We start from the raw sequence: 24,668 nt of genomic DNA on the forward strand, positions 1-24,668 counted from the left end.
TGTTGTAAGTTTAAATGATTAAGATATACGATATGCAGGCATTTACAGTATTTCAGGGAGCTATTTACATTAAAGTGTACATGTAGTAAAATTAAATTGAATAGAATTTGTCTATAATGGGGTTAATGTATTTATTTGCAGCTACATACATAGAAAGTAATATTATTTATCTATACATATCCATACATATCTGAATCCTAGTTTTGCACGCTGCTCTTATTGCACTTTTTTCTATCCAATTAATGAATTAAAGTATTTTCCTGAGCTATATAATGTTTTAGGTTTTGTCACGCTTAGCCATAAAATTATTGGAAGTTGGCTTTTGGTTTGAGTTCCAATATGTAAAAACTTGTGTTGCTCAGGGTGTATTTGAAAAATGATACTAATTTTGATTTAGACATATTATTTTTGAAATTTATTTGGAGGTGTTTGCAGAATGTTTAATAATTCGAAAAAAAGGGTTAAAAAAGGAAGGAGGAGACTGTCAAGTTTAATAGCAGCCGGGGTCGTTACGGCACAGATTTTATCATCTGCCACAGTATTTGCCAACAATGAACCGCCCGCAGGCTGGAAGCCGGTTGAGGGCTGGGAAAATTATAATTATTTTAATTTTGCCGAAGCATTGCAAAAGTCAATTTATTTCTATGATGCCAATATGTGCGGCAGGGAGGCAGCCTATGGTGCATTGGGAAGACTGGAATGGAGAGGTGCCTGCCATGAAGTGGATGAGGAAATTCCTTTAGAGAGAACAAATCTTTCCAAAGAGTTTCTTTCAAAATACAGACATATAATTGACCCTGATGGAGACGGAAAGGTGGATGTGCACGGTGGATTCCATGATGCCGGTGACCATGTGCGCTTTGGTCTTCCGCAGAGCTATTCGTCAGGTACATTGGGATGGGGATTCTTAGAATTCAGAGAGTCCTATAAGGAAATTGGAGAAGAACAGCATATGCTTGATATTTTGAAGCACTTTACCGATACTTACTTGCGCTGTTCTTTCCTTGATGAAAATGGTGAGATGGTTGCTTTTTGTTACATGGTAGGAGAAGGAGACGAGGACCATTGTTATTGGGGTCCGCCGGAATTATATCCTGAAGTTTATACCAATTCAAGACCGGCAGACTTTGCGACTTATGACGATCCGGGTAGTGATGTATGTGCCAGTACAGCAGCATCACTTTGTACATCCTATTTGATTTTTAAAGATGATGATCCGGAATATGCCAATGAGTGCCTTAAAGTTGCGAAGGCTATGTATGATTTCGCAAAAAAATATAGAGGTTTGCATAAAGGTGATGGATATTATACATCCGACTATGATGAAGATGAATTGGCCTGGGCTGCTGTATGGCTCTACGAATGTACTGGAGACATGAGCTATATAAACGATATAACTGCAATAGATGAAACAGGCAACTATGTAGGATACATGAAAAGGATAATTCCCGATACATATAAGCAAAATGTTTGGTACAATTCATGGGTACATTGCTGGGATGCAGTATGGGGAGGAACTTTCATAAAGCTTAATGAGTTATTCCCGGAAAATGAACTGTTTGATTTTATTGCAAGATGGAATGTAGAGTATTTGTCCGGAGGAAAATGTCCGCATGAAGACCCGAATGACAAAAACTATTGTAACCCGTCACCAGCCGGATATACAATGATAAACGGTTGGGGATCTGCACGTTACAATACTGCTGCTCAGCTTTGTGCATTGGTATATATGAAAAACAATCCGGATAGAGCAGATTTTGGCGAATGGGCAAAAAGTCAAATGGAATACCTTATGGGAAGAAATCCTATGGGTTATTCGTATATAGTTGGTTATGGCTATGAACAGGGATTGCCTTTTGCTAAACATCCACACCACAGAGCTGCCCATGGATCAAAAACAAATAGCATGAATGATCCTGAAGAACACAGGCATATTTTGTGGGGTGCCCTTGCAGGCGGCCCTGATGGAAGTGATTTCCACATAGATTCTACCACTGAGTATGCATATAACGAGGTTACTATTGACTATAATGCTGCTTTTGTCGGTGCTTGTGCAGGTTTGTATAAATATTACGGACAGGGACATAAACCCATCGAAAATTTCCCGCCTAAAGAACCTGAAACAGATGATTTCTACTGTGAGGCAAAAGTGGCAAGAGAAACTGAAGACAGTACACAAGTAGTTTTAAGAATTCACAACGAAACTACAAGACCTCCGCGTTATGAAACCGGATTAATGGCTAAATATTTCTTCAATATAAGCGAACTTATTGAAGCTGAGCAAAGCATAGATGATGTTATATTCTCAGTTGAGTATGACGAGCAAATTTCTATGCAGCAGAATCCTGTTGAAGTAAGAGGACCATTCAAATGGGATAATGCCGGAACTTACTACTATGAACTGGATTGGAGCGGAAATAAGATATACGGTGACAGAGATTTGCAAATATCTTTCAGGGTTAAACAGGATGCAAATTATATGACTCATTGGGATTCAAGCAATGATTACAGTTTGCAGGGTGTTACCAAAGAATTTGCAATTTGTGAAAATGTTCCTGTATATATTAACGGTGAATTGGTTTACGGAAAAGAGCCTCCAAAGCTTGAACCTACTCCTACACCTACACCGGATCCAAATGCCACTCCGGTTAATGACGCATCGATAGTAGTATTATATAAGAGCGGACAGGACGATACCAAAAACACAATCAGAGCTGCAATAAATATTAAAAACACTGGAACTACAGCAGTTAACTTATCGGATATAAAAATAAGATATTGGTTTACAAATGACGGAAATGAACAGAATACTTTTGTATGCGAATATGCACCTTTCGGAGAAAGCAAGGTAACTGGCAAGTTCTACAAAATTGACAATCCTGTTGACGGTGCCGATACATACTGTGAAATAACCTTTGCTGCTGATGCAGGAAGAATAGTGCCGGGAGCAAGTACAGGAGATATTCCGTTCAGAATTGAATGTTCGGATGCTTACGACAAAACAAACGATTACTCAACCGATTTGAATATGAAAGTGTTTGGTGAAAATGAAAAAATTACAGCATATGTAAAAGGTGAACTCAAATTTGGAATAGAACCTGTCAAGACTACTTATACTCTTGGTGATTTGGACAATAACGGCAGTATTGATTCAATCGATTACGCTATGTTGAAGATGTATCTTTTAGGTCTTACCAAGTTTGATGAAGAAACTTATAACAGAGCAGATGTAAATAGAGATACCAATGTTAATTCAATTGATTGTGCGTTAATAAAAATGTATATTTTAGGTATGATAAAATCTTTTTAAGGGGGGCAGAACATGAAAAAATTAATTGGACTGACATTGATAGTCCTTTGCTTGGTAACCATAATACCGCAGTCAGTCATTGCCGACGAACCAAAATTCAACTATGTTGATGCCTTTGCCAAATCTATATTGTTCTATGAAGCCAACTGGTGCGGCCCTGATGCAGGGAATAACAGAATAAAATGGCGTGGTCCATGCCACATAGAAGATGGAAAAGACGTAGGGCTCGATTTGACAGGCGGATTTCACGACTGTGGAGACCATGTTAAGTTTGGATTGCCTCAGTGTGCTTCCGCATCCACTCTTGCCTGGGCTTACTATGAGTTTTCGGACGTATTTATCGAAAAAGGCCAGGATGAGTATATGCTCAATATATTGAAGCATTTCTGCGATTACTTTATGAAATGCTATCCTGAAAAGAACAAGTTTTACTATCAAGTGGGTGACGGTGATATAGACCACCAATACTGGGGCCCACCGGAACTTCAGACTTATGACAGACCTACTTATTATGTTGCAACACCTGAAAATCCAGGTTCCGATGTAGCGGGTGATGCAGCAGCTGCATTGGCACTTATGTATTTGAATTATAAAGACAGAGATTTAGCATATGCTGAAAAATGCCTTCAGTATGCAAAGGATTTGTATGAGTTTGGAATGACTTATAGGGGAAATAGTAAGGGACAGAGCTATTATCTTCCGAGAGATTATCTCGATGAACTTATGTGGGGTTCTATATGGCTTTATGTTGCCACAGGAGAACAAAAATATATGGATAATGTAGATAAGCTGATGGTTGAAAAGAGAATCGGGGATAGTGGCGGAAACTCCTTTAATGACAACTGGACCCAGTGCTGGGACTATGTTTTGACAGGTGTATTTATAAAGCTTGCTGTTCTTTCGGATAATCCTTTATACAAAGAGATTGCAGAAGACCACTTGGATTACTGGCAGAACAGATTGAAATCTTCTCCCGGCGGTATAAGATTCTTAGATAGCTGGGGAGTTTGCAAATATCCTGCGGCAGAAAGTATGGTTCAGCTTGTATACTATAAGTATACCGGAGACAAGAGATGCCTTGATTTTGCAAAAAGCCAGATAGATTATATTCTCGGCGATAATCCTAAAAAGATGTCCTATGTGGTTGGTTTTGGAGACAATTATCCTAAATTTCCTCACCACAGGGCTGCAAGCGGAAGACTTGAAGGACCGCCGGCCGATGAGACAAAGAACGATCCTCAGAGGCATATTTTGTACGGTGCTTTAGTTGGAGGCGCTGATATAAATGATGAATATTTTGATGATATAGATATGTATGTATATTCAGAGACAGGATTGGATTATAATGCAGGACTTGTTGGTGCATTAGCCGGTATGTCCAAGTATTTCGGTCAAGGTCAGATGCCGGAGCCGGTTCCTGATATTGAAGCAAAACCTACAGAATACTATTGTGAAGCAAAAATATATGAAGAAAGCTCAAGCGGTATTACCGTTGACCTTAATATGTATAATATTGTAACATCGCCTCCGCAATATGAGCCGGGATTGTCCTGCAGGTATTTCATTGACCTGTCGGAGTATGCCGGAGAAAATATTGATCTAAGCAAATTTGTAACCAAAGTATATTATTCTCCTGCCGGTGCGGAAATATCAGGCCTTAAGCCTTGGGATAAGGATAAAAACATATACTATGTGGAAATATCATTCCCCAATCCGGTATATGCGAGAACTTATGTGCAGTTTGCCGTTTACTATTATGAAAATAAACTTTGGGATTCTTCAAATGACTTCTCGTATAAAGGTTTGACTAATACTTATAAAGTCCTTGAAAACATCCCGGTTTATAAGTACGGTGTTCAAGTTTCAGGTGTAGATCCTTCCGGAAACAAACCTGATGACACTACACCGACTCCTGAACCTACAAAATATATCTATGGAGATGTTAATGGTGATGGAGATATAAACTCTGTGGATTATGCATTAATTAAGATGTATTTGCTCGGTATGATAAAGGAATTCGAATATGAATACGGCAGCAAAGCTGCGGATGTAGACGGAAACGGTGTTATTAACTCTATTGACTATGCTTATATGAAAATGTATTTATTAGGAATGATTAAAGAGTTTCCGGTAGAAGAAAAGTAAAAAATAGAAATAGCATTCTGAGGGCTGTTGTACAGTGAATGAAATTCATTGTGCTTCAGCCTTTTTTTTATTGTAACCGCCAACAAAGCAGGACCAAGTTTAGTTGAAAGGATAGAATTTTACATCAGGTTTACTTCCGTAACCGCTTTAGGAAATAACTTGTAGAGTAGACACAATGGTGAATTTTTGTAAAGCGGCTATTCCCAAAAATTTGTACTGCTTTAATTTGAAGATAATGATTAATATTGGTTTAAAATATATAATCGAAAATAAAAATTGCTTTTCAATAAAAGATATATGTGCTATACTGAAATTTGCAAAATTTTGAAAATTGCATGAAAAAATTGCAGCATGATTATTGCATGAAAGGAGTAACAAAATGAATAAAGATAAGTTAAGATATTTAACAAGAACGGCCATGTTATTGGCTCTAACTATTGTTTTTCAATCCCTGGGAAGATTTATCCCATTAGGACCAAATAGTATGTATGTAGTGGGACCGCTGGTTAACGCATGCCTGCTTATATCAACAGGTTTGGTTGGAATTTATTCGGGAACGGTGATATCAATTTTGGCTCCCTTTGGGGCTATATTGACAGGGGCTACAATGCCTCTTCCGCTGGCACCTTTTGTTGCGTTGGGTAATTTTGCCCTTGTACTTTTATTCTATGTGTTCAGAAAGAAAAAAGTAATTGGTATTGTAACGGGAGCAATTGCAAAATTTTTAGTTATTTATGGTTCTCTTTTAACGATAATTCCTTATTTCAAAATCCTTCCCTCACAACAAGCTTCAAATCTTGCCAGTAAAGCCTTTGGATGGCCCCAGCTTATTACCGCTTTAATTGGAGGGATTATTGCTCTGCCTGTAATTATGAGATTGGAGAAGCGCATTTAATGAGAATTTATGCAATAGACAAAATGTTTTTATAGCAAATTTGTATTTGATATAATATAATAAAAATATCAATAAAATCTGTTGTTTTGGCTAAAGGTTTATAAGTTACAAAAGGATATATTGCATATAGTTATTTAATAAACGAATAATGGTATATCCAAAAAACGTGATTTTGAGCAACGGGGTTGAATTATGGAAAAGGAAAACAAGGTTGCCGTTATTGGTATAGTGGTTAACAATCGTGAGGAGACATCAAAAAAGGTCAATGAAGTATTGAGTTCTTATGCTTCAATTATTGTGGGAAGAATGGGCATACCTTATAGAGAAAGAAATATTTCAGTAATGTCCATAATTGTAGACGGTACTAATGATGAGATTGGTGCTTTAGCCGGCAAGCTTGGCAATATAAAAGGTATTAAAGCAAAAGTTGCTTTAACCTATTAATTGGGTGGTATTAATAAATTGATTTACAATTTAATATATAGTATCTGAGATACGGGGCGTAGACCTAATATCGAGGAGAAGGTTTGGACTGAAATTGCAAAATATCCCGGAGGAATTGGCAAAGCCTTTTAATCATCGGTGATATTTTGTGAAGAATGTGTAAGCCTGACGAGATGGAGTATATCTTATCGAAGGGGGAACGGATATGTGGTATTTGCTTGTGAACTCTTCTTGACTTTATTGAGTCTACGAAGAGTTTTTTTGTTGTATTGGTAATTTGGAGTATGAAAGAAAATTAATTTATTTTGGAGGGACAATTAATGGTTGATTTTATAAATGAAAGTAAAATTTTTTCAATTCTTGAATCATCGATAAATCCCGACAAGGGAGAGATTAGAGAGATTTTGGCTAAAGCAAGGGAATGTAAAGGTATAACTTTGGAAGAGACAGGAAAGTTGTTGCATGTGGAAGATAAGGATTTGATGGAAGAACTCTTTGAAGCAGCAAAGTATGTTAAAGACAGAATATACGGTAAAAGGGTTGTACTGTTTGCACCTTTATACACGGGCAACAAGTGCGTAAACAACTGCCTTTACTGCGGGTTTAGAAGAGATAACAAAGAATTGCATAGAAAAACATTGGAGTTAGAAGAAATTGTTAATGAAGCTAAAGCGATTGAAAAGCAGGGTCATAAAAGACTTCTTCTTATTTGCGGAGAACATCCCAAAACTGATGTTAAGCATTTTACAAAAGCTATGGAAGCTATATATAGTGAGACCGATATAAGAAGAATAAATATCGAAGCAGCACCTATGAAGGTTGAAGACTACAGAGAGTTGAAGCAGGCGGGAATAGGCACTTATGTTATTTTCCAGGAAACATATCACAGAGATACCTACAAAAAGATGCACCCGATGGGAATAAAAGCCGATTATGATTGGAGAATTACTGCTTTAGACAGGGCTTTTGAAGGTGGAATAGATGATGTCGGAGTAGGAGCTCTGTTTGGACTTTATGACTACAGGTTTGAGGTTTTAGGGCTTTTAATGCACTGCATGTATCTTGAAGAACGTTTTGGAGTAGGCCCCCATACAATTTCCGTTCCAAGACTTCGTCCTGCTTTGGGCTGGGCACTGGATGAAATTCCTTACCCTGTGACCGATGAAGATTTCAAAAAGATTGTGGCAATATATAGGCTGTCGGTTCCTTATACCGGTATAATTCTTTCCACGAGAGAAAGAGCAGAGCTGAGGGATGAATTGCTGAATCTTGGCGTTTCACAGATAAGTGCAGGTTCTAAGACTAATCCTGGAGGATATGAAGAGGATGACGACCAGGCGGATCAGTTTGAAATCAGCGATAGCCGAAGCCTTCCAAAAGTACTGGAGACCATTTGTGACAAGGGGTATATTCCCAGTTTTTGTACCGCATGTTATAGAAGATGCCGCACAGGCGAACATTTTATGGAATATGCAAAAGAAGGAGAAATACACGAGTTTTGTCAGCCCAATGCCATACTTACTTTTAAGGAGAACCTTATAGACTTTGGAAATGAAGAACTCCGGGAAAAGGGTGAAAGAATTATTCAAAAAGCCTTGGATGAAATAGAAAATGAAAACATGAAAGCCGAAACTATAAAGAAGTTAAAGCAGATTGAAGAAGGTATGAGAGATCTTTACTTCTAGTGATGAGAAATATATAAACAGAAAGACCAGCTAATTAAAGTCAAGAGTTTATAATAAAAATTTTGAGAAATTTTTTTAGGCTCCTGACGTTAATGAAACGCATGACAACAAGACCACCTAGGTGAGGTAGACATAAAATAGCTGGTCTAAAATAGCAAGTTGCTCTTTGAAAACTGAACATCAAGTACAGTACTATCAAGCTGCTGTATGCTTTGCTGCAAGCATTTGAGCGTGTTCCTGGGGGCTGCGTAACTGGTAAGGTTTCCTATCCCTTAGGACAGCAAAGATGATACAAACAAGCTTGCGCATAACAGCTCCCAAAGCTACTTTCTTAGGCTTACTCTGGCATTTTTGTTGGTAGAACTCCAGCAGCACAGGGTTGCAAGCTGTCTTATCCCGCTTGGTACGGATATTAGCAAGAGCAATTGTGAAAAGCACCCTGCGAAGCAGCCTTGAACCTCTCTTAGACATCTTGTTCCGTGTGCCGGTAAACTCTCCGGACTGCATGACAGAGGGGTCAACGCCGAAATAAGCAACCAGCTTGCCTGGCTTTTTAAAGGCTGAAAAGTCTCCAATCTCCGCAAGAATAGTAGCAGCAGAGAGAAGGCCTATACCTGGCAGGCTCTGCAAAAGTTCAAGCGTCAATGCCAGCATGGGCATATCCTTCGCCATATCTTCAGCAATCAGTAGACGAATGGACTTAAGGACTTTCTCCAGGCTTTCTTCCAAGGTTTTGATCATGGAGATATATACGCCCAGCATAATAACATTTGAGGCATTATGAATGCTCAGAGGTGCAAAATCTCTGGCCTTGGAGACCAGAAGCTCATACTTGGCAGTTGACCATTTGAGACTTTTGCGGGATTTCTTCTGAATCAGTGAAATCAGCTTGTTCCTGTCAGCCTTAAGAATATGGGCAGGAGTAGGATACTCCTCCAGGACAGCCATAGCAGCCTTTGAAAATATATTGGAGAAGACATCCTTGAAGTTAAGCATGAGTTGGTCAACAATACCGGTAAGCCTGTTTTTGTAGGCGGTAAGCTCATCACTCAGTTTGTAGTACTGGCGACATAGGCTCCTTAGGCACTCAATATCCTCATTGGGGATGTTGGTTGACTTAAGTTCCTGAAATCTATAGAGTAGGGCAATTTTCCGGGCATCCACTTTATCATTTTTCACTTTTCTGATTCCAATATTTTTGATAGAATCAGTTTGGATGGGGTTTGTTACCGAAACCTCAAATCCAGCTTTACAAAGTGAATGGAAAAGGATTTTGTGATAGTGCCCGGTGGATTCCATGACTATGAAAGGCCTTGAAGCAAAATCTTTTTCCGTTTTATTAAGCAATTCAACGGCTCTTTCAACGTCGGTATTGGAATCATGGTGAATCTTCATGCGGGCAACCACTTCATTGGTAGGAGAAAGAATCGCCATTTCACTGAAGAACTTACCCACATCAATTCCTGCAATGGGTCTGAAATTCATTAAAATGCCTCCTTTTTAAGATTAATGGACTTAAAAGCCTCCATTCCTTCCCATGTAAGCAAACAACCTTGCATGTGACACGAGGAACCAGCCAAAGAGCTGGCCTCAACCAGCCAAATCATGTAGACTTACCGGAATGGATAAATACTCTTTCTTACGGGTAATCGGCCCGCTAAGGTCCGTCCCAGGAGGTGAAACACTCACCTTCCAAGTCCGGAAGATATTATACATGATTGTCAAGGTTCAGGCCAACAGTTGCTGGCAAAATGGCTAAGATGTGAAGCCGGATGATGTGCTTGATGTTTAGAAAAGAATGAAGTTTGAAGTGTTATGTTAACAATGAATTTTAATGGGTCGAACAGTGGCTTCGGTCACTGATTTAATACAATATTAATTGTACAAGGAAGTGATGTTTTTGGAGGAAAAATCATATTTGATTATGGCTCAAAACTCATCGGAGATGCTTGTGATAAATAAACTTTTAAATAAAAATAATATAGAGACTGACTTGGTACCTGCACCTCCCGAATGGGGAACAGTGTGTGCAATTGCTGTAAAAGTTAAAGGAGCGGATCTTGAAAAATCAAAAAATCTTCTTCATTCGGCCGGTATTAACAATGCAAAAATACTGGAGGACCGTAAATTAAAGCTTCAAGGTCTTATTGACAAAAAATTGGGACTGGCGGTATCAGAGAGGTTCTTGGAAATACTGAAGAAAATTGAAAACGGTGATGAACTGCTAAGAGAAGACATTGTATATCTTTTATCCACCGATAAGAAAAGGGAAATAGATGCCATATTTTCGGCTGCAGACCGCATTAGAAAAGAAACGGTCGGGGATGTGGTGGAAATCAGAGGTGCAATAGAATTTTCCAACTATTGCAGGAAAAACTGCAAATACTGCGGTATTAGAGGCCAAAACTCTGAGATAAAAAGATATCGTATGACTGAAGAGGAGATAATGGAGGTTGTCGGATATCTTCACAGTTTAGGACTTAGGACTGTAATACTTCAATCGGGGGAAGATCCCTATTGGACTATGCCCAAGATTATAAATATATTGAGAAAAGTTAAAGAAACTACCGGAATGAGAATAACCTTAAGCATTGGTGAAAGGCCTTATGAAGAGTATGCTGAATTTAAAAAGGCCGGTGCCGATAATTTTCTGTTAAAAATTGAAACTACCAACAGGGAGCTTTTTAAAGAAATTCATCCCGATGATGATTTCGATACAAGGCTTCAGTGTTCGAAATGGCTTAAAGAATTAGGTTATATCAACGGTTCAGGGAATATTATCGGACTTCCCGGACAGACGGTAGAAGATATAGCCAGCGATATTGAGTTTTTCAGGGATATGGGAATTAACATGATAGGGATTGGCCCCTTCATTCCTGCTAAAGGTTCGCCTTACGAGAAACTGACTCCCGGGGATATAGCCATGACTTTAAGGACTGTTGCAGTAACAAGAATTGTCTGTAAGAAGGTTTATATACCTTCTACCACAGCTCTTGCGACATTGAGCAAAGATGCACAGGTTTGGGCATTAAATGCCGGAGCTAATACTATAATGCTTATAAATACCCCGAAAAAGTATAGGTCCAGTTATAATATTTATGACAATAAAAACATGGTGGACTTGGAGGCTGCTGTCTATGCCGTTAGAAAAGCAGTAAACCGGAAACTTCCATCTTATTTGAAGCTTCCTTCATACCTGGAGAATCCTGATTTTGATTTTGCAGCAAAACAGGAGGGGATGCTGTAATGAGAATAGAGCATGACCTTTTGGGGGAAAGGGAACTTTCCGATGAATGCTATTATGGAATACATACCTTAAGAGCAAAGGAAAATTTCGATTTGTCGGGAAGAAGCATTCATCCGAAACTTGTGGAAGCACTGGTAACAGTAAAAAAAGCCTGTGCCATTACCAATTGCGAAATCGGAAGATTGGATAAAAAAATTGGTGAGGCTATAATAAAAGCGTGTGATGAAATTATCGAAGGAAAGTATAGAGATCAGTTTGTTGTAGATGCAATGCAAGGCGGTGCCGGTACTTCTGCTAACATGAACGCCAATGAGGTTATTGCCAACAGGGCAATAGAACTCTTAGGAGGAAAAAGAGGCGATTATACCGTAGTTCATCCTTTAGACCATGTGAATATGTCCCAGTCAACCAATGATGTATTTCCAACGGCGGTGAGAATTGCTGCAATTAAGCTGCTAAAGTCCGTAAGTGAGCTTTTCGCAAAGCTTCAGAATGCTCTTCAGGAAAAGGAAGAGGAATTTGCGGATGTACTCAAGGTGGGAAGAACTCAGTTGCAGGATGCCGTGCCGGTGATGCTGGGACAGGAATTTGGTGCATGGGCTCAGGCTGTTTCAAGAGATCGCTGGAGACTTTACAAGGCTGAGGAAAGATTAAGACAGGTGAATTTAGGAGGTACGGCAGCGGGCACAGGAATAAATGCACCCAAAAAGTACATTTTTATGGTGGTGGATAAATTAAGAGAGCTTACCGGCATCGGTTTGGCAAGGGCGGAATACATGATGGATCCCACGCAGAATGCCGATGTATTTGTGGAGGTGTCATCGCTTTTAAAAACCTCTGCCGTTAATCTGTCCAAAATTGCCAGTGACTTGAGGCTTCTAGCTTCAGGACCTAAGGCGGGTTTCGGTGAAATAATTCTTCCTGCTGTTCAGGCCGGTTCGTCCATAATGCCCGGAAAGGTGAATCCGGTTATACCTGAGGCTGTAAATCAGATAGCTTTCAGGATCATAGGAAACGACACTGTAATTGCAATAGCGGCCCAATCGGGACAACTGGAGCTAAATCCCTTCCTGCCGGTTATAGCTGATAGCCTTTTTGAAACCTTGGATTTACTGAGAAAAGGTTTGGAAATATTTACAAATAATTGCATAAAGAGAATAAAAGCCGATGAAAAAAGGTGCAAAGAGTTGGTGGAAAACAGTTTCACCTTGTGTACTGCTCTTATACCGCATATTGGCTATGACAAGGCTTCGGAAGTTTCGAAAAAATGCCTTAAGAGCGGCAGAAACTTGAGAGAAGTGGTTTTAGAAGAAGGAATTTTGGATGAAGAATCGTTAAATTCAATACTAAATCCAATTAATTTGACAAGACCGGGTGTACCGGGAAAGAAAGGCGGAAACTGATATGAATAACACTCCAATTGGAAACAGACTTCATATAGCTATATTTGGAAGGCGAAATGCCGGAAAGTCGACTTTGATTAATGCTCTTACGGGACAGGAAATAGCTGTGGTGTCAGACGTTCCCGGAACGACAACTGACCCTGTATATAAGACTATGGAGCTATTGCCGTTAGGCCCGGTTGTTATTATAGATACTGCGGGAATTGATGATGTAGGCCATTTAGGAAACTTACGAGTGGAAAAAACATATGATGTTTTAAGAAAGACTAATTTTGCAATTTATGTGGTGGACGCTGAAGAAGGATTAACGGAATTTGATAAACAATTTATTGAGGAAATAAAAAGCAAGGAAATACCTGTTATTTTAGTGTTAAACAAAAGCGATAAAAAAAGCATGGAACAGTCGGAAATTAATGAGTATAAAAAGAACCTGGGAATCCCTGTTTGTGAGATAAGTTCAATAAATAAACAGGGTATTGAAGAATTAAAACAGCTTATTGCCAAGCATGCAAAGTTTGATGAAGCTGATCTCACCATTGTCGGTGATTTGATAAATCCCGGTGATGTAGTAGTTCTGGTAACCCCAATTGACAAGGCTGCTCCTAAAGGGCGTTTAATATTGCCCCAGCAGCAGACAATCAGAGATATAATAGAAAATGATGCAATAGCTGTGGTTACAAAAGAATATGAACTGAAGGAAACCTTTGAAAGTTTAAACAAAAAACCATCCTTGGTTATTACTGATTCTCAGGTCTTTTTAAAGGTTTCGGCCGATACTCCGGAAGATATAAGGCTTACTTCCTTTTCAATACTTTTTGCAAGATATAAAGGTGAACTTATTGAAATGGTAAAAGGACTGAAAAAGATCGAACAGTTAAAAGAAGGAAGCAGGGTATTGATTGTGGAAGGCTGCACTCACCACCGGCAGGCCGATGATATAGGGAAGGTCAAAATACCTCGCTGGATAAGACAAATGTCCGGATCGCAGATCGAATTTGAATGGGCATCGGGAAATTATTTCCCGAAGGACATAGAAAGATTTGACCTCATTATTCACTGCGGAGGGTGTATGCTGAATAAGTTGGAAATGCAGTACCGAATAAATCTTTCAAGACAAAAAGGCGTTGCAATTACAAACTACGGCATGTTGATTGCAGCTGTGCAGGGAATATTGAAGCGGGCATTAAAACCGTTTCCTTCAGCATATGTGCTTCTTGAGGAATAATTTGGTACCATAAGCAGTTGCTTTATACTATTATGCAATTATTAATATGGCCGTATTTAAAAAGATTGCAGGTTTGTATTATTTATATTTTTTGCCTTCAGGAACATGTTACTCATTATTTGGCAAAGGGGAAATTATATGATATATTTTGATAATGCTGCTACATCCTACCCTAAACCCGAAAACGTCTATCAAGAAATGATGAGATGTATTAAAGAATACTGCGCGAACCCCGGACGCGGCGGACATGAGCTGTCTATCCGGGCTGGCAGGGCGGTTATGGAAGCAAGGGAAGTTATTGCTGAGTTTTTTAATATAAAAGACCCCATGAGATTGATTTTTACAAAAAATGCTACAGAAGCATTGAATATTGGGTTTAGAGTACTGAATGAGGGCGATCATGTAATAACCACAAGTATGGAACATAATTCAGTGATAAGACCCTTAAAAACCCTTGAAAGAGATATGGGTATTGAACTTACAATAGTACAGGGAAATGAATTCGGCGAAGTTAACCCTAAAGATTTTGAAAAGAATATAAAAGGCAATACCCGAATGATTGTTTGTACCCTATCGTCAAATGTAAACGGTATAATTATGCCAATAAAAGAAATTGGCGATATAGCAAAAAAATACGACGTTATTTTTTTTGTTGATGCTTCACAGGGAGCAGGAACTTTAGAATTAGACGTGGAATATAACAATATTGATATGATGGCTTTTCCGGGCCATAAGTCCCTTCTCGGTCCGCAGGGTACCGGTGGATTGTATGTAGCAGAAGGAATTGAAATTAGGCCTATTATGCAGGGCGGAACCGGCAGTAGTTCGGAAAATTTGTTTCAGCCGGAAATATTGCCCGATGCATTGGAAAGCGGCACATTAAATACACCCGGTATTGTCGGATTGGGGCAGGGAATAAGCTTTATAAATTCTTTCGGACTTGAGAATATAAGAAAGTATAAAAGTTTGTTGATTGAACAAATATATGATGGACTTTCAAATATAAATGGAGTTATAATATATAGTAAAAAAGAACCGAGCGATAATTCCGGCATTATAGCTTTCAATTTTGAAGGCGTAGAATCCACTGAAGTAAGTTATGTGCTGGATAAAGCATATGGTATTGCAACACGAGCCGGGCTTCATTGTGCACCTTTAGCGCATAAAACTTTAGGAACTCTTAAAAGTGGTACTGTCAGGATTAGTGTAGGATGTTTCAACACGAAGGATGAAGTTGATGTTTTACTAAAGGCTTTAAAGGAAATATCCGATAACTTAAAATGACAATTATTGCATTATATGTTAACGGGTAAAACAGTGCCCTATAAAATTTATATGTTGGAAATTCTATAAGTATTATGCTATAATAGTATTTAGAATAATACTGGGAATATAGATTTACAATCATATCTATATTATGTAAGTTTCAATTAAAATAATATAATATGCAATACTGAAGGACGAAACTCCGAGGTCTTGATGTGTTGTGTATTTTAAAGTATTTTTTGCATGCGGGTACAACTTTAAAAGATATGGGGTTTGAGGGGGATTATTTAATGCTGTTTGATTTGTTTGGCGGAAAAAATTCTATGGTTTGCATTGATGTGGGTTATAGAAATATAAAGGTTGTGGAGGTTACGGTAAAAAAAAATAACTCTATATTTATAGAGAATTATGGTATTGTGCCTACACCACAGAACAGTATAAAAAATGGTGCCATATATGACGTTGATACGGTATTATCATCAATAAAAGCTGTTATTAAAGAACAGAATATGAAGGCAAAAAATGCAAAAATAATTATGTCAGGTACTAACATTATTACTCGTATCTATTTAATTGATAAAGTTGTGGGAGAGAATGAAGATTTTACAATAAGAAATTCAATGCCTCAATATTTACCGGTAGATATAGATAATTACAGAGTTGACTATAAAATCCTCCAAACAATTAAAGATAAAAATCAGGAAAAATATAAAGTTTTCGTAACTGCGGTTCCCAGGAACATTCTGCAAAGTTATGTGGATGTCCTGCAGGGACTGGACTTAAAACCTCTTGCCGTTGATATACCTGCGAACAGTACAGCCAAGTTTTTTAACAGGGAAATATATACAAAGGATATGGAAGAGTATTACTCTAAGAGAAGATATAAAAAAGTTGAAGGTGACACTTTTGCGGTTCTTGATTTCGGTTCCGAAACAACCATTGTAAATTTCTTGAAAGATAGAGTTCTTGAATTTAATAAAGTTATCCTGTCAGGAAGTTCGAATATGGATGAGCATATTGCAAGGGAATTGGGAATATCACTTGCTGAAGCAGAAAAAATTAAGAAAACTTATGGTATGGTTCCACCCAATAATTTGTCAAGAAGAGATCATGTGGTAGCGTACGGTAAGATAAGTGCCTTTATTGAAAGACTTGCAAAACAAATTGTCAAATGTTTTGAGTTTTATATTGAACGTTGTTACGGTACACCGATATCGAAGATATTTATTATCGGTGGGGGATCACAATTGAACGGACTTAGCCAATATCTGTTTCAACTCTTTAACGTCCCGGTATATCCCGTTGGGCTCCTCAATTTAAAAGGGGTTGAACTGAAGAAAAATCTTGACAGAGACAAATTGAATTACCTTATAAACTCAGTTGGAATTTCACTATAAAAATTGAGTATTAGATTTATTTCTAGCTAAATGAAATCAAGGTGAAATTATGTAACCCCAGTAAAAAACTGGGGTGTTCGTGTATATTTTTTAATTTTATAAATAAAATTTATAAAAATTAAATTTATTTTAAGACTTTATTTAGTTTTTTGAGTATAATATATTGAAATAAAAAATGAGGGTGGTTTTATGGATCAAAAAACTTTAAAAATTATAATAGCATTAATGATATTAATTATTTTATTTATAGTTGTGTTCAAATTTGTATCTTGGCTTGCTTATAAATTATTGCCTATTACATTACTAATATGTGCAGGATTTATAATATATAAATTGGTAAAAAAATGATACCATATTTTCGAAGTAGATAATTTTAGAAAACTATAATAGATAAATTTAACAATGTATTAAGATAATGGGAGAAACTTCTTCTATTCTTTATAGTAGAGATTTGAGCTTCTCCCAAAGCACATCGCAAAGTTCGGAAGATTCGGCGTTGTTCCCGTAATTTTCTAAAGAAATATTGTTATTGCCTATTTCGCAAGCTTTTTCATCAGAAGTTGCAAAAATATAGAAATTTGCATCTCTGTAATTTCTTCTTTCAAAAATTTCAAGCATTTGAGCAATGCTAAGAAGGGGAAGACAATCTTTCTTACTGAAGGTAGTAGGCCTTTCGTAAGTAAATTCAAAATCTCCATCATCAAATTCTTCGTCAAAATCCAATCCGGTATTGTACTCTTCATCAAAATCCAAATCATTGTTTATAACATTTTCATCAATGGAATTTACAGCATCAGTACTGTTTCCTATTTCGGGATGTCTAATGTCAACCAAAGTTATATGATTGCCTTCCAATATAACATCCCCTACAACAAATTCAATTTCATCATACTCGTCTGTTTCAGCATTTATGCATACATAGGCTATTGCAAGATCATATTTTTCCGGAAGCCAGAGATCCCTCAGACTTGCCTTTTGACTTTCGGTAAGGCTGTCTATATCTTCTTTTGTAATATATCTTTTCATTATTTAATCACCTCTTTTAACAAAGTATACCATTATAAAGGGTTTATTTATTATAACAAATATATAAAAAAGTATCAATAATGATGCCAGTCCGGAAGTAGATGCTATTTTTGAAACAGCAAGTGAAATGTTTCATTGAACTACATTATTGTAAATTGTGATAATATTTGACAATTTTACCGAAAGTAATTAATATATTGTATGAGGTGTTTAAACAGAGAAATTTCAAAGGCAGAACGTGTTTATAAATTAAGATTAGATAAAGAGAAAAAAGATAAAGCCTTGGAGAACTGTAGAAAATTTTATTCAGGGCTTCAAATATAAATTAAGAAAAAATAAAATATCAATCATAAAGAGAGTGAGTTGTTATGATTATTGATATGAAAAAGACGCGGTCAAATATGAGTGCGGATTTTATTTTTTCTGTAAAGGATAATCCTGATTTGTATAAAGCCCATGTCAGACTTGGTATTGATAGTCCGGATATTGATTTAATAAAGAAGGATGAACTGCTTTTAAAACTTAATAATGATGAAGTTCCGACCAGTAGAACATTTTTGTTTTCCGGATATAAGGTATTGTCTTACATAAAAAAACCCAATGGAGATATATGTGGTGAGGTATCGTTAAAAGTGGCAAGAAGATTGATTAGGGGATTTAGGTATATTCAGATTAACTATAATGCCGAGTTGCTAAACTGTTATGAGGTTAGAATGGGAAAAGAAGGAATTTTTGTTTGTATTTATTTGGATGACAGACAAGTTGCGATGATAGAAAAGTGTATGGCTAAACAAGATGACAAGGATTTTTACAAAATATATGTGAAAGATGATAAATACGTTGAACTGGTATGTATTTATGCGGTGTATTATGATTATCTGGCTTGGGAAAACAAAAGTGAATTTAAAACAAAATCAAATGGAGAGGACTATGCATACACTCAGAATAAAGAGTTAAAAAGCAAGTATAATCCTCGGTTTAAAGAAGAGTGTAAAGAAACAGTCCAACTTAAATACTAATTCTTTTCAGCAAACTTCCAGGTAAGAAAGAACATTAATATAAATAGTGGCAGAAGTAATAAAGCGTAATTATTTCCTGTAAAAAGTTTAACCAACCAAACTCTTATTACGTTCCCTCCATCGAGAAAGCTGGTGAAAATACCTTGATAGTTTTCAAGATTGTAATTTACAGCAGCGGCAAGGTTGGTATACATTACAGCCATATTTGAAGCAGTGTATAAATGGATTATGATAATTGGTATTCCTATTAAAAATGATCTTATAACATTGCCTTTGGTAGCAGTGCAGACTAAGGCAACTGTTCCCACTATGTTGACCAGATCTCCAAGGGGTATGAATTGAACACCCGGCAGTACAAAAGCAAGAATTAAAGCTAAGGGCATCAATAATATGGCTGTTACCACAACTGACGGAAATCCTACAAGAACTGCTACATCCAAGGCAATATATGTTTTTCCGATACTGGGAAAATGTTTTTTTATGAAATCCTTCATGCCTTCTGATACAGGAATAAGAGAGGTCCCCACAATGTCAGCCATTTTGGGTAATATGTAAATAACTGCAGCAATACCGAAAGCCAGCTCGCTTACTTTTCTTGCGTCATAACCTCCAATTATACCGAGAATGATTCCTATTACAAAACCGATTATCATAGGTTCACCGGCAAGCCCGATTTTTTCTTTCATTTTTTCCGGATTGGCATCAAGTTTATTGATAAAGGGAATTTTGTCAATAATTTTATTTCCTATAATTCCAAAGGGGAAATAGGCTGCAGCAGAGAGCGTAGGTATGGATATACCCTCCATACCGGAAAATTTGTTTACCATAGGCGCACTTAAATCAGCAATTTTAAGTGTAATTATGCTGATTACGGCAGTGGCCACAGCTGAAAGGAATATGTTTTTGGTAGCATTGTAAACCAGAGCACCGGTAAATATAAAATGCCAGTAATTCCAAATATCTATGTTTACAGTTTTGGTAAGCCTGGTCAACAGTAAAGTTAAGTTTACTGCCATGATAAGAATTATAAATAAAGGCGCAAATCCAAAAGACCATGTAATGACTGCCAACGGAGGCCAACCTGCATCAAGAACATTCAAATGAAGACCTGTCTTTTGTATAAGAGCCTGTATAACAGGAGTTATTATTGCCACAAAATAATCAAATACAATAAAAATGCCGATAAAACCGATTCCTATCGTGAATGCCGATTTTATAGCCGTTTTTAGTTTTATCCTGAATACAAGTGCAAGTAGAAATATTATTATGGGCAGCATGACATAGGATTTAAAGCCAAGAATGTACATAGCTGCTTGTTTTATTATTTCCATCAGTATTTCTCCATTTATTTGTTTTAGTTTTTTGTCCTTTTATATTATACAGTTTTCTTGACATAATGCAATGGATATAAAATACGAATATTTTCTCCTTTGAAAAAATTGATAAATTATGATATAATATTATTTTGTTAGAAGTTTTTTTATTTAAAGCTATTCTCTGATAACAGCCTTTTATTTCACGCTAACCCATTCGCTTTAGATTTCCATGTAAATATGACTTAATTTATACAGAAGGGAATGATAAGATTGGATGAATTCAGAAAGCCCTTTGAATATGAAGAAGAAACTGGAGTAATATGGCCTGTACGTATTTTTTGCATTTTGTTAATTTCTGTGGAGATGTTTTTTTGTGTTATATGTCTTTTTCAGCTAACCGAAATTTTAGCCGGTATTCCGAAAGTCAGGATTGCGGCAGTAGTTCTGACAGTATTATTTATGGTATATATTTTGGTTACAATAACATTTCTTTATAAAAAGGCGCAAAAACATGCAGTTAAAATGGCTAAATGCTATCTTATTACAAGACTTTTTTATTTTATACCTTCCATATTGATTATATTTTCACACACAATAAATGATAAGAATGCGATAGGCAGCGGATATGGCAAATTTCAATCGGTGAGGGATATTATAATAATGCTTTTGATTACTCCGCTTATTTATATATTGTCGTTTAGCATATTATGGTACTTTTACTTTATCAAATCCAAAAGAATAAAAGAAGAGTATGAAAAAGTTTAGAGATAAATAAATTAAAAAGCTCCAATTCCGGGGCTTTTTTATATTGCCTTCAGTGCAGAATAAAAAGACTGATGTTTTGGAGTTTGAGTTATTTTTCAGAAATTAAATAAACATAAAATTTTTTATTATAAATAGATATCGGCAAAACCGTCCCAATTATTGTCCTGCAAGAATATAATATGGTAGAACCCAAAGGTTGGAGGTGGAAAAATGGATATTGTTGTGGAAATAAACAACCTGGGTATGAAGTACCATTCAATGAACGGCGAAATCACCGCACTTGAAAATATAAACCTGACAGTAAAAAAGGGTGAATTTTTAAGTATTGTTGGACCAAGCGGGTGCGGAAAGTCAACGCTTCTTTCGCTGATTGCAGGACTTGTTCTGCCCAGTTTCGGGAGTATACTTGTTGACGGTAAAGAAGTTACGGGACCTTCACATAAGGTTGGGTATATGCTTCAGAAAGATCACTTGTTTGAATGGAGAACTATAATGCAAAATGTACTTTTAGGTCCTGAAATAAGAGGTACTTTGAATGAAGAGACAAAGGAGTATGCTTTGAAGCTTTTGGATACATATGGCCTGTATGATTTTAAAGATAAATATCCATCCCAGTTATCGGGCGGTATGAGACAAAGAGTTGCATTAATAAGAACCCTTGTGACAAAGCCTGAAATATTGCTTTTGGATGAGGCTTTTTCAGCATTGGACTATCAGACAAGGCTTATAGTTTCTGAGGATATTTATAAAATAATAAAAAGGGAAAACAAGACAGCCATACTGGTTACTCACGACATTGCTGAAAGTATAAGTATGGCTGATCGTGTTATTGTACTTTCGAAGAGACCGGCTACTGTAAAAAAGATCTTTGAGATAAAGTTGACGTGCGAGAACAGAACGCCCATGACTTCAAGAGATGCTCCGGAGTTTCGGCAATACTTTAATGGGATTTGGAAGGAGCTTGATATTCATGTCTGAAAATAACAAGCTTAATATGTCGTTAGAGCACAGGGAATATTTGAGGAAAGTGAAACAAAGAAAGATATGTGTGTTGGTTGCTCAGATTGTCATAATTGTGGCCATTTTTGCTTTATGGGAAATAGCAGCAAGAGCAAAAATTATAGATCCGTTTATTACTAGTCAACCCAGCAGAATTGTCGATACTATAGCAAAGCTGTATAGAGAAGGGAGTTTGCTAAGACACATAGCCATTACCTGTTTGGAAACTGTCTTAGGATTTCTCTTAGGTACAATGTTGGGTACTTTTATAGCAATTATTCTCTGGTGGTCAGAGTTTTTACAAAAAGTTTTGGAACCGTATTTAATTGTATTAAACAGTCTGCCTAAAATTGCCCTTGGACCGATTTTTATCGTATGGATAGGGGCAGGACCTATAGCTATAGTAGTTATAGCAATGACTATATCTATAGTTGTAACAATTCTTGAAGTCTTGAATGGTTTTCTTGGAGTGGACAATGATAAAGTCAAACTTGTGAAAACTTTCGGTGCAAGCAAAATACAGGTGTTTACAAAGGTAGTGCTTCCGGCATCGATGCCGGTTATAGTAAATGCGCTCAAGGTAAGCGTCGGACTGTCATGGGTTGGAGTTATTGTGGGAGAGTTCCTGGTTTCGAAGGAGGGTATAGGTTATCTAATTGTCTATGGAGGCCAGGTATTTCAACTTGATCTGGTTATGGCAAGTGTTTTGATTCTTTCCGTGGCAGCATTTTTAATGTACCGTGTGGTTGCATGGATTGAGAAAATAATCATTGTCAACAGGAATGGCTAATTATAAAAATTACAATTTCTATTAACAATATCAATACCTCACAATAGATTAACTTAAAGAATATTATGTTATGGGAGGTGTTGATAATGAGAAAATACAGCATTTATTTTACAATAGCAACAATATTGATGCTGCTTATCTTTACAGGCTGTGCTAAGAGCGAGTATCAAACAGTTCGACTTAGTGAAGTAACTCGTTCTGTTTTTTACGCACCGCAGTATGTTGCTTTAAATAAGGGATTTTTTGAGGAAGAGGGACTGAAGATAGAGCTTACAAGCGGGCAGGGAGCCGACAAGGTTATGACAGCTGTTTTGTCGGATCAGGTTGATATAGGCTTTTCCGGTCCGGAAGCTGCAATTTATGTATATAATGAAGGAAAAGAAGACTATGCCGTGGTTTTTGCACAGCTTACGAAGAGGGATGGGTCCTTTTTGGTGAGCAGGAATCCGGAACCCGATTTTAAATGGAGCAATGTCCGTGGCAAGACCATAATAGGAGGAAGAAAAGGCGGAGTACCTGAGATGACTCTTGAATATGTATTGAAAAAGAACAACATTATACCGGGAAAAGATGTTTATATTGACACCAGCGTCCAATTTGCATTAATGGGGCCTGCCTTTACCGGTGGAAAGGGCGATTATGTGACCTTGTTTGAGCCTGTTGCTTCTGCTGTTGAGAAGGAAGGTAAGGGATATATAGTTGCATCCATAGGTGCCGAAAGCGGTGAAATACCTTACACTGCCTATTATGCAAAAAAGAGTTACATAGAGAAGAATAAAGATGTAATAGAGAAGTTTACAAGAGCAATTTATAAAGGTCAAAAGTGGGTTGATGAGAATAGTCCTGAGGAGATAGCAAAAGCAATACAACCTTCATTCCCGGATTCGGATTTGGATATACTTACAACCGTTGCAAAAAGATACAAGGAAATAGATGCCTGGTGCAAAGATCCAATAATGAGCAAAGAATCGCTTGAACTTCTTCAAAGGGTAATGAAAGAAGCCGGCGAGCTGGAAAAAGAAGCGAAATATGAGGATTTGGTTACAACTGAGTTTGCAGAAAAATCTATGGGTAAATAGGGCATTTGAGTTGGCTGATGTACTAAGAAATTGGTACATCAGCTTTTTTATTCCGAGAAAAATAGTAAAGAAACCAGATTTATATATTGTAAGATAAAAAACATACCTTACATTTGCAAGTTATGGAGGAGATAGAAAGCTCATTTATTCGTTAAATTTAGCTATTGTAAGGTTTGGACGCTTTATAGATGCTTTAAATAATAAGATTAAAGCTAAAATTAAAAAAATGTTTACAATCAATTTGGAGTTATTTATAATAAATTGTATGCTATGAATTTACAAGAATGTTAATAGAATGTATCTAAAGATAGGATAGTTATATATTTTATAATATAAATACTTAATTGCTATCAAGTTATAATTATTTTTTTATTTCAATTTTTTTATTTTTATTAGGGAGGCAAAATGAAAATGAGTGTTGGAAAAAGAATCATTTCTGCTATGCTGATAGCAGCAGTCATGGTACAAATCTTTTGCGTATCAAATGTTTTAACTGTGAGTGCAAATAAGATACTTACTAAAAAAATGATGTTATTAACAAAAAGGAAAGTGTTATCGATTCTGTATATCAAAACTTTATTCCCGAAAAGAAAACTGAAGATTTAACTGATCAGGAAACAGTTACAACAATTATACCGGTTCCGACTTCAACGGTTA

General features: G+C 36.8%; 19 protein-coding genes. 16 read left to right on the forward strand and 3 right to left on the reverse strand.

Going from position 1 to position 24,668, the window contains the following annotated elements:
- Window positions 1-436: 436 nt before the first annotated feature.
- The 5 genes from CLOCL_RS07675 to hydG all read left to right on the forward strand — a co-directional run bounded on the left by CLOCL_RS07675 (window position 437) and on the right by hydG (window position 8,479).
- Window positions 437-3,310, forward strand: a complete 2,874-nt coding sequence (locus tag CLOCL_RS07675) for a glycoside hydrolase family 9 protein (protein ID WP_014254808.1) — start codon at window positions 437-439, stop codon at window positions 3,308-3,310.
- Between the two features lie 12 nt (window positions 3,311-3,322).
- Window positions 3,323-5,455 carry a glycoside hydrolase family 9 protein gene (locus CLOCL_RS07680; protein ID WP_014254809.1) on the forward strand — a complete coding sequence of 711 codons (2,133 nt, stop codon included), beginning with the start codon at window positions 3,323-3,325 and terminating at the stop codon, window positions 5,453-5,455.
- 379 nt (window positions 5,456-5,834) lie between these two features.
- Window positions 5,835-6,350 (forward strand): ECF transporter S component, encoded by a 516-nt coding sequence (locus tag CLOCL_RS07685; RefSeq protein WP_014254810.1) that lies wholly within the window; start codon window positions 5,835-5,837, stop codon window positions 6,348-6,350.
- A gap of 192 nt (window positions 6,351-6,542) precedes the next feature.
- A complete protein-coding gene (locus CLOCL_RS07690) occupies window positions 6,543-6,794 on the forward strand; it encodes a TM1266 family iron-only hydrogenase system putative regulator (protein ID WP_014254811.1) in 252 nt (83 codons plus the stop codon).
- Between the two features lie 320 nt (window positions 6,795-7,114).
- The gene (gene hydG, locus CLOCL_RS07695) at window positions 7,115-8,479 is read left to right on the forward strand and encodes a [FeFe] hydrogenase H-cluster radical SAM maturase HydG (protein ID WP_014254812.1); all 1,365 of its coding nucleotides are present in this window, start codon (window positions 7,115-7,117) and stop codon (window positions 8,477-8,479) included.
- A gap of 195 nt (window positions 8,480-8,674) precedes the next feature.
- Here hydG and CLOCL_RS07700 read toward each other — a convergent pair whose 3' ends face one another.
- Window positions 8,675-9,964 (reverse strand): IS110 family RNA-guided transposase, encoded by a 1,290-nt coding sequence (locus CLOCL_RS07700; RefSeq protein WP_014254024.1) that lies wholly within the window; start codon window positions 9,962-9,964, stop codon window positions 8,675-8,677.
- 409 nt (window positions 9,965-10,373) lie between these two features.
- Between CLOCL_RS07700 and hydE the strand changes: the two genes are divergently transcribed.
- The 5 genes from hydE (at window position 10,374) to pilM (ending at window position 17,017) form a co-directional block, all read left to right on the forward strand.
- On the forward strand, window positions 10,374-11,726 hold the full coding sequence (hydE, locus tag CLOCL_RS07705) for a [FeFe] hydrogenase H-cluster radical SAM maturase HydE (protein WP_014254813.1): 1,353 nt from the start codon (window positions 10,374-10,376) through the stop codon (window positions 11,724-11,726).
- Entirely contained in the window at window positions 11,726-13,129 is a 1,404-nt protein-coding gene (locus CLOCL_RS07710) for an aspartate ammonia-lyase (protein ID WP_014254814.1), read from the forward strand. Before hydE ends, CLOCL_RS07710 begins: the two co-directional genes overlap by 1 nt.
- Window position 13,130: 1 nt before the next feature.
- A complete protein-coding gene (gene hydF / locus CLOCL_RS07715) occupies window positions 13,131-14,354 on the forward strand; it encodes a [FeFe] hydrogenase H-cluster maturation GTPase HydF (protein WP_014254815.1) in 1,224 nt (407 codons plus the stop codon).
- 138 nt (window positions 14,355-14,492) lie between these two features.
- Window positions 14,493-15,638 carry an aminotransferase class V-fold PLP-dependent enzyme gene (locus tag CLOCL_RS07720; RefSeq protein ID WP_014254816.1) on the forward strand — a complete coding sequence of 382 codons (1,146 nt, stop codon included), beginning with the start codon at window positions 14,493-14,495 and terminating at the stop codon, window positions 15,636-15,638.
- Window positions 15,639-15,910: 272 nt separating this feature from the next.
- Window positions 15,911-17,017 (forward strand): pilus assembly protein PilM, encoded by a 1,107-nt coding sequence (pilM, locus tag CLOCL_RS07725; RefSeq protein ID WP_027621405.1) that lies wholly within the window; start codon window positions 15,911-15,913, stop codon window positions 17,015-17,017.
- 438 nt (window positions 17,018-17,455) lie between these two features.
- On the opposite strand, the gene CLOCL_RS07730 is transcribed toward pilM, so the two are convergent.
- Complete coding sequence (locus tag CLOCL_RS07730; protein ID WP_014254819.1) at window positions 17,456-18,043, reverse strand: hypothetical protein; 588 nt, start codon at window positions 18,041-18,043, stop codon at window positions 17,456-17,458.
- Between the two features lie 368 nt (window positions 18,044-18,411).
- Between CLOCL_RS07730 and CLOCL_RS07735 the strand changes: the two genes are divergently transcribed.
- Window positions 18,412-19,062, forward strand: a complete 651-nt coding sequence (locus tag CLOCL_RS07735) for a hypothetical protein (RefSeq protein WP_014254820.1) — start codon at window positions 18,412-18,414, stop codon at window positions 19,060-19,062.
- On the opposite strand, the gene CLOCL_RS07740 is transcribed toward CLOCL_RS07735, so the two are convergent.
- A complete protein-coding gene (locus CLOCL_RS07740; protein WP_014254821.1) occupies window positions 19,059-20,393 on the reverse strand; it encodes a PTS transporter subunit IIC in 1,335 nt (444 codons plus the stop codon). The two genes, CLOCL_RS07735 and CLOCL_RS07740, sit on opposite strands and share 4 nt — an antisense overlap.
- Window positions 20,394-20,639: 246 nt before the next feature.
- On the opposite strand from CLOCL_RS07740, the gene CLOCL_RS07745 reads away from it, so the two are divergent.
- The 5 genes from CLOCL_RS07745 (at window position 20,640) to CLOCL_RS07765 (ending at window position 24,617) form a co-directional block, all read left to right on the forward strand.
- Window positions 20,640-21,143 carry a hypothetical protein gene (locus CLOCL_RS07745; RefSeq protein WP_041715009.1) on the forward strand — a complete coding sequence of 168 codons (504 nt, stop codon included), beginning with the start codon at window positions 20,640-20,642 and terminating at the stop codon, window positions 21,141-21,143.
- A gap of 210 nt (window positions 21,144-21,353) precedes the next feature.
- Window positions 21,354-22,121 carry an ABC transporter ATP-binding protein gene (locus CLOCL_RS07750; RefSeq protein WP_014254823.1) on the forward strand — a complete coding sequence of 256 codons (768 nt, stop codon included), beginning with the start codon at window positions 21,354-21,356 and terminating at the stop codon, window positions 22,119-22,121.
- Complete coding sequence (locus CLOCL_RS07755) at window positions 22,114-22,932, forward strand: ABC transporter permease (protein WP_014254824.1); 819 nt, start codon at window positions 22,114-22,116, stop codon at window positions 22,930-22,932. Before CLOCL_RS07750 ends, CLOCL_RS07755 begins: the two co-directional genes overlap by 8 nt.
- An 86-nt stretch (window positions 22,933-23,018) precedes the next feature.
- Entirely contained in the window at window positions 23,019-24,011 is a 993-nt protein-coding gene (locus CLOCL_RS07760; protein ID WP_014254825.1) for an ABC transporter substrate-binding protein, read from the forward strand.
- A 411-nt stretch (window positions 24,012-24,422) separates the two neighbouring features.
- On the forward strand, window positions 24,423-24,617 hold the full coding sequence (locus CLOCL_RS07765) for a hypothetical protein (protein ID WP_014254826.1): 195 nt from the start codon (window positions 24,423-24,425) through the stop codon (window positions 24,615-24,617).
- The last annotated feature ends 51 nt before the right edge of the window (window positions 24,618-24,668 follow it).

The sequence above is a fragment of the Acetivibrio clariflavus DSM 19732 genome, from assembly GCF_000237085.1.
GTDB lineage: Bacteria > Bacillota > Clostridia > Acetivibrionales > Acetivibrionaceae > Acetivibrio > Acetivibrio clariflavus.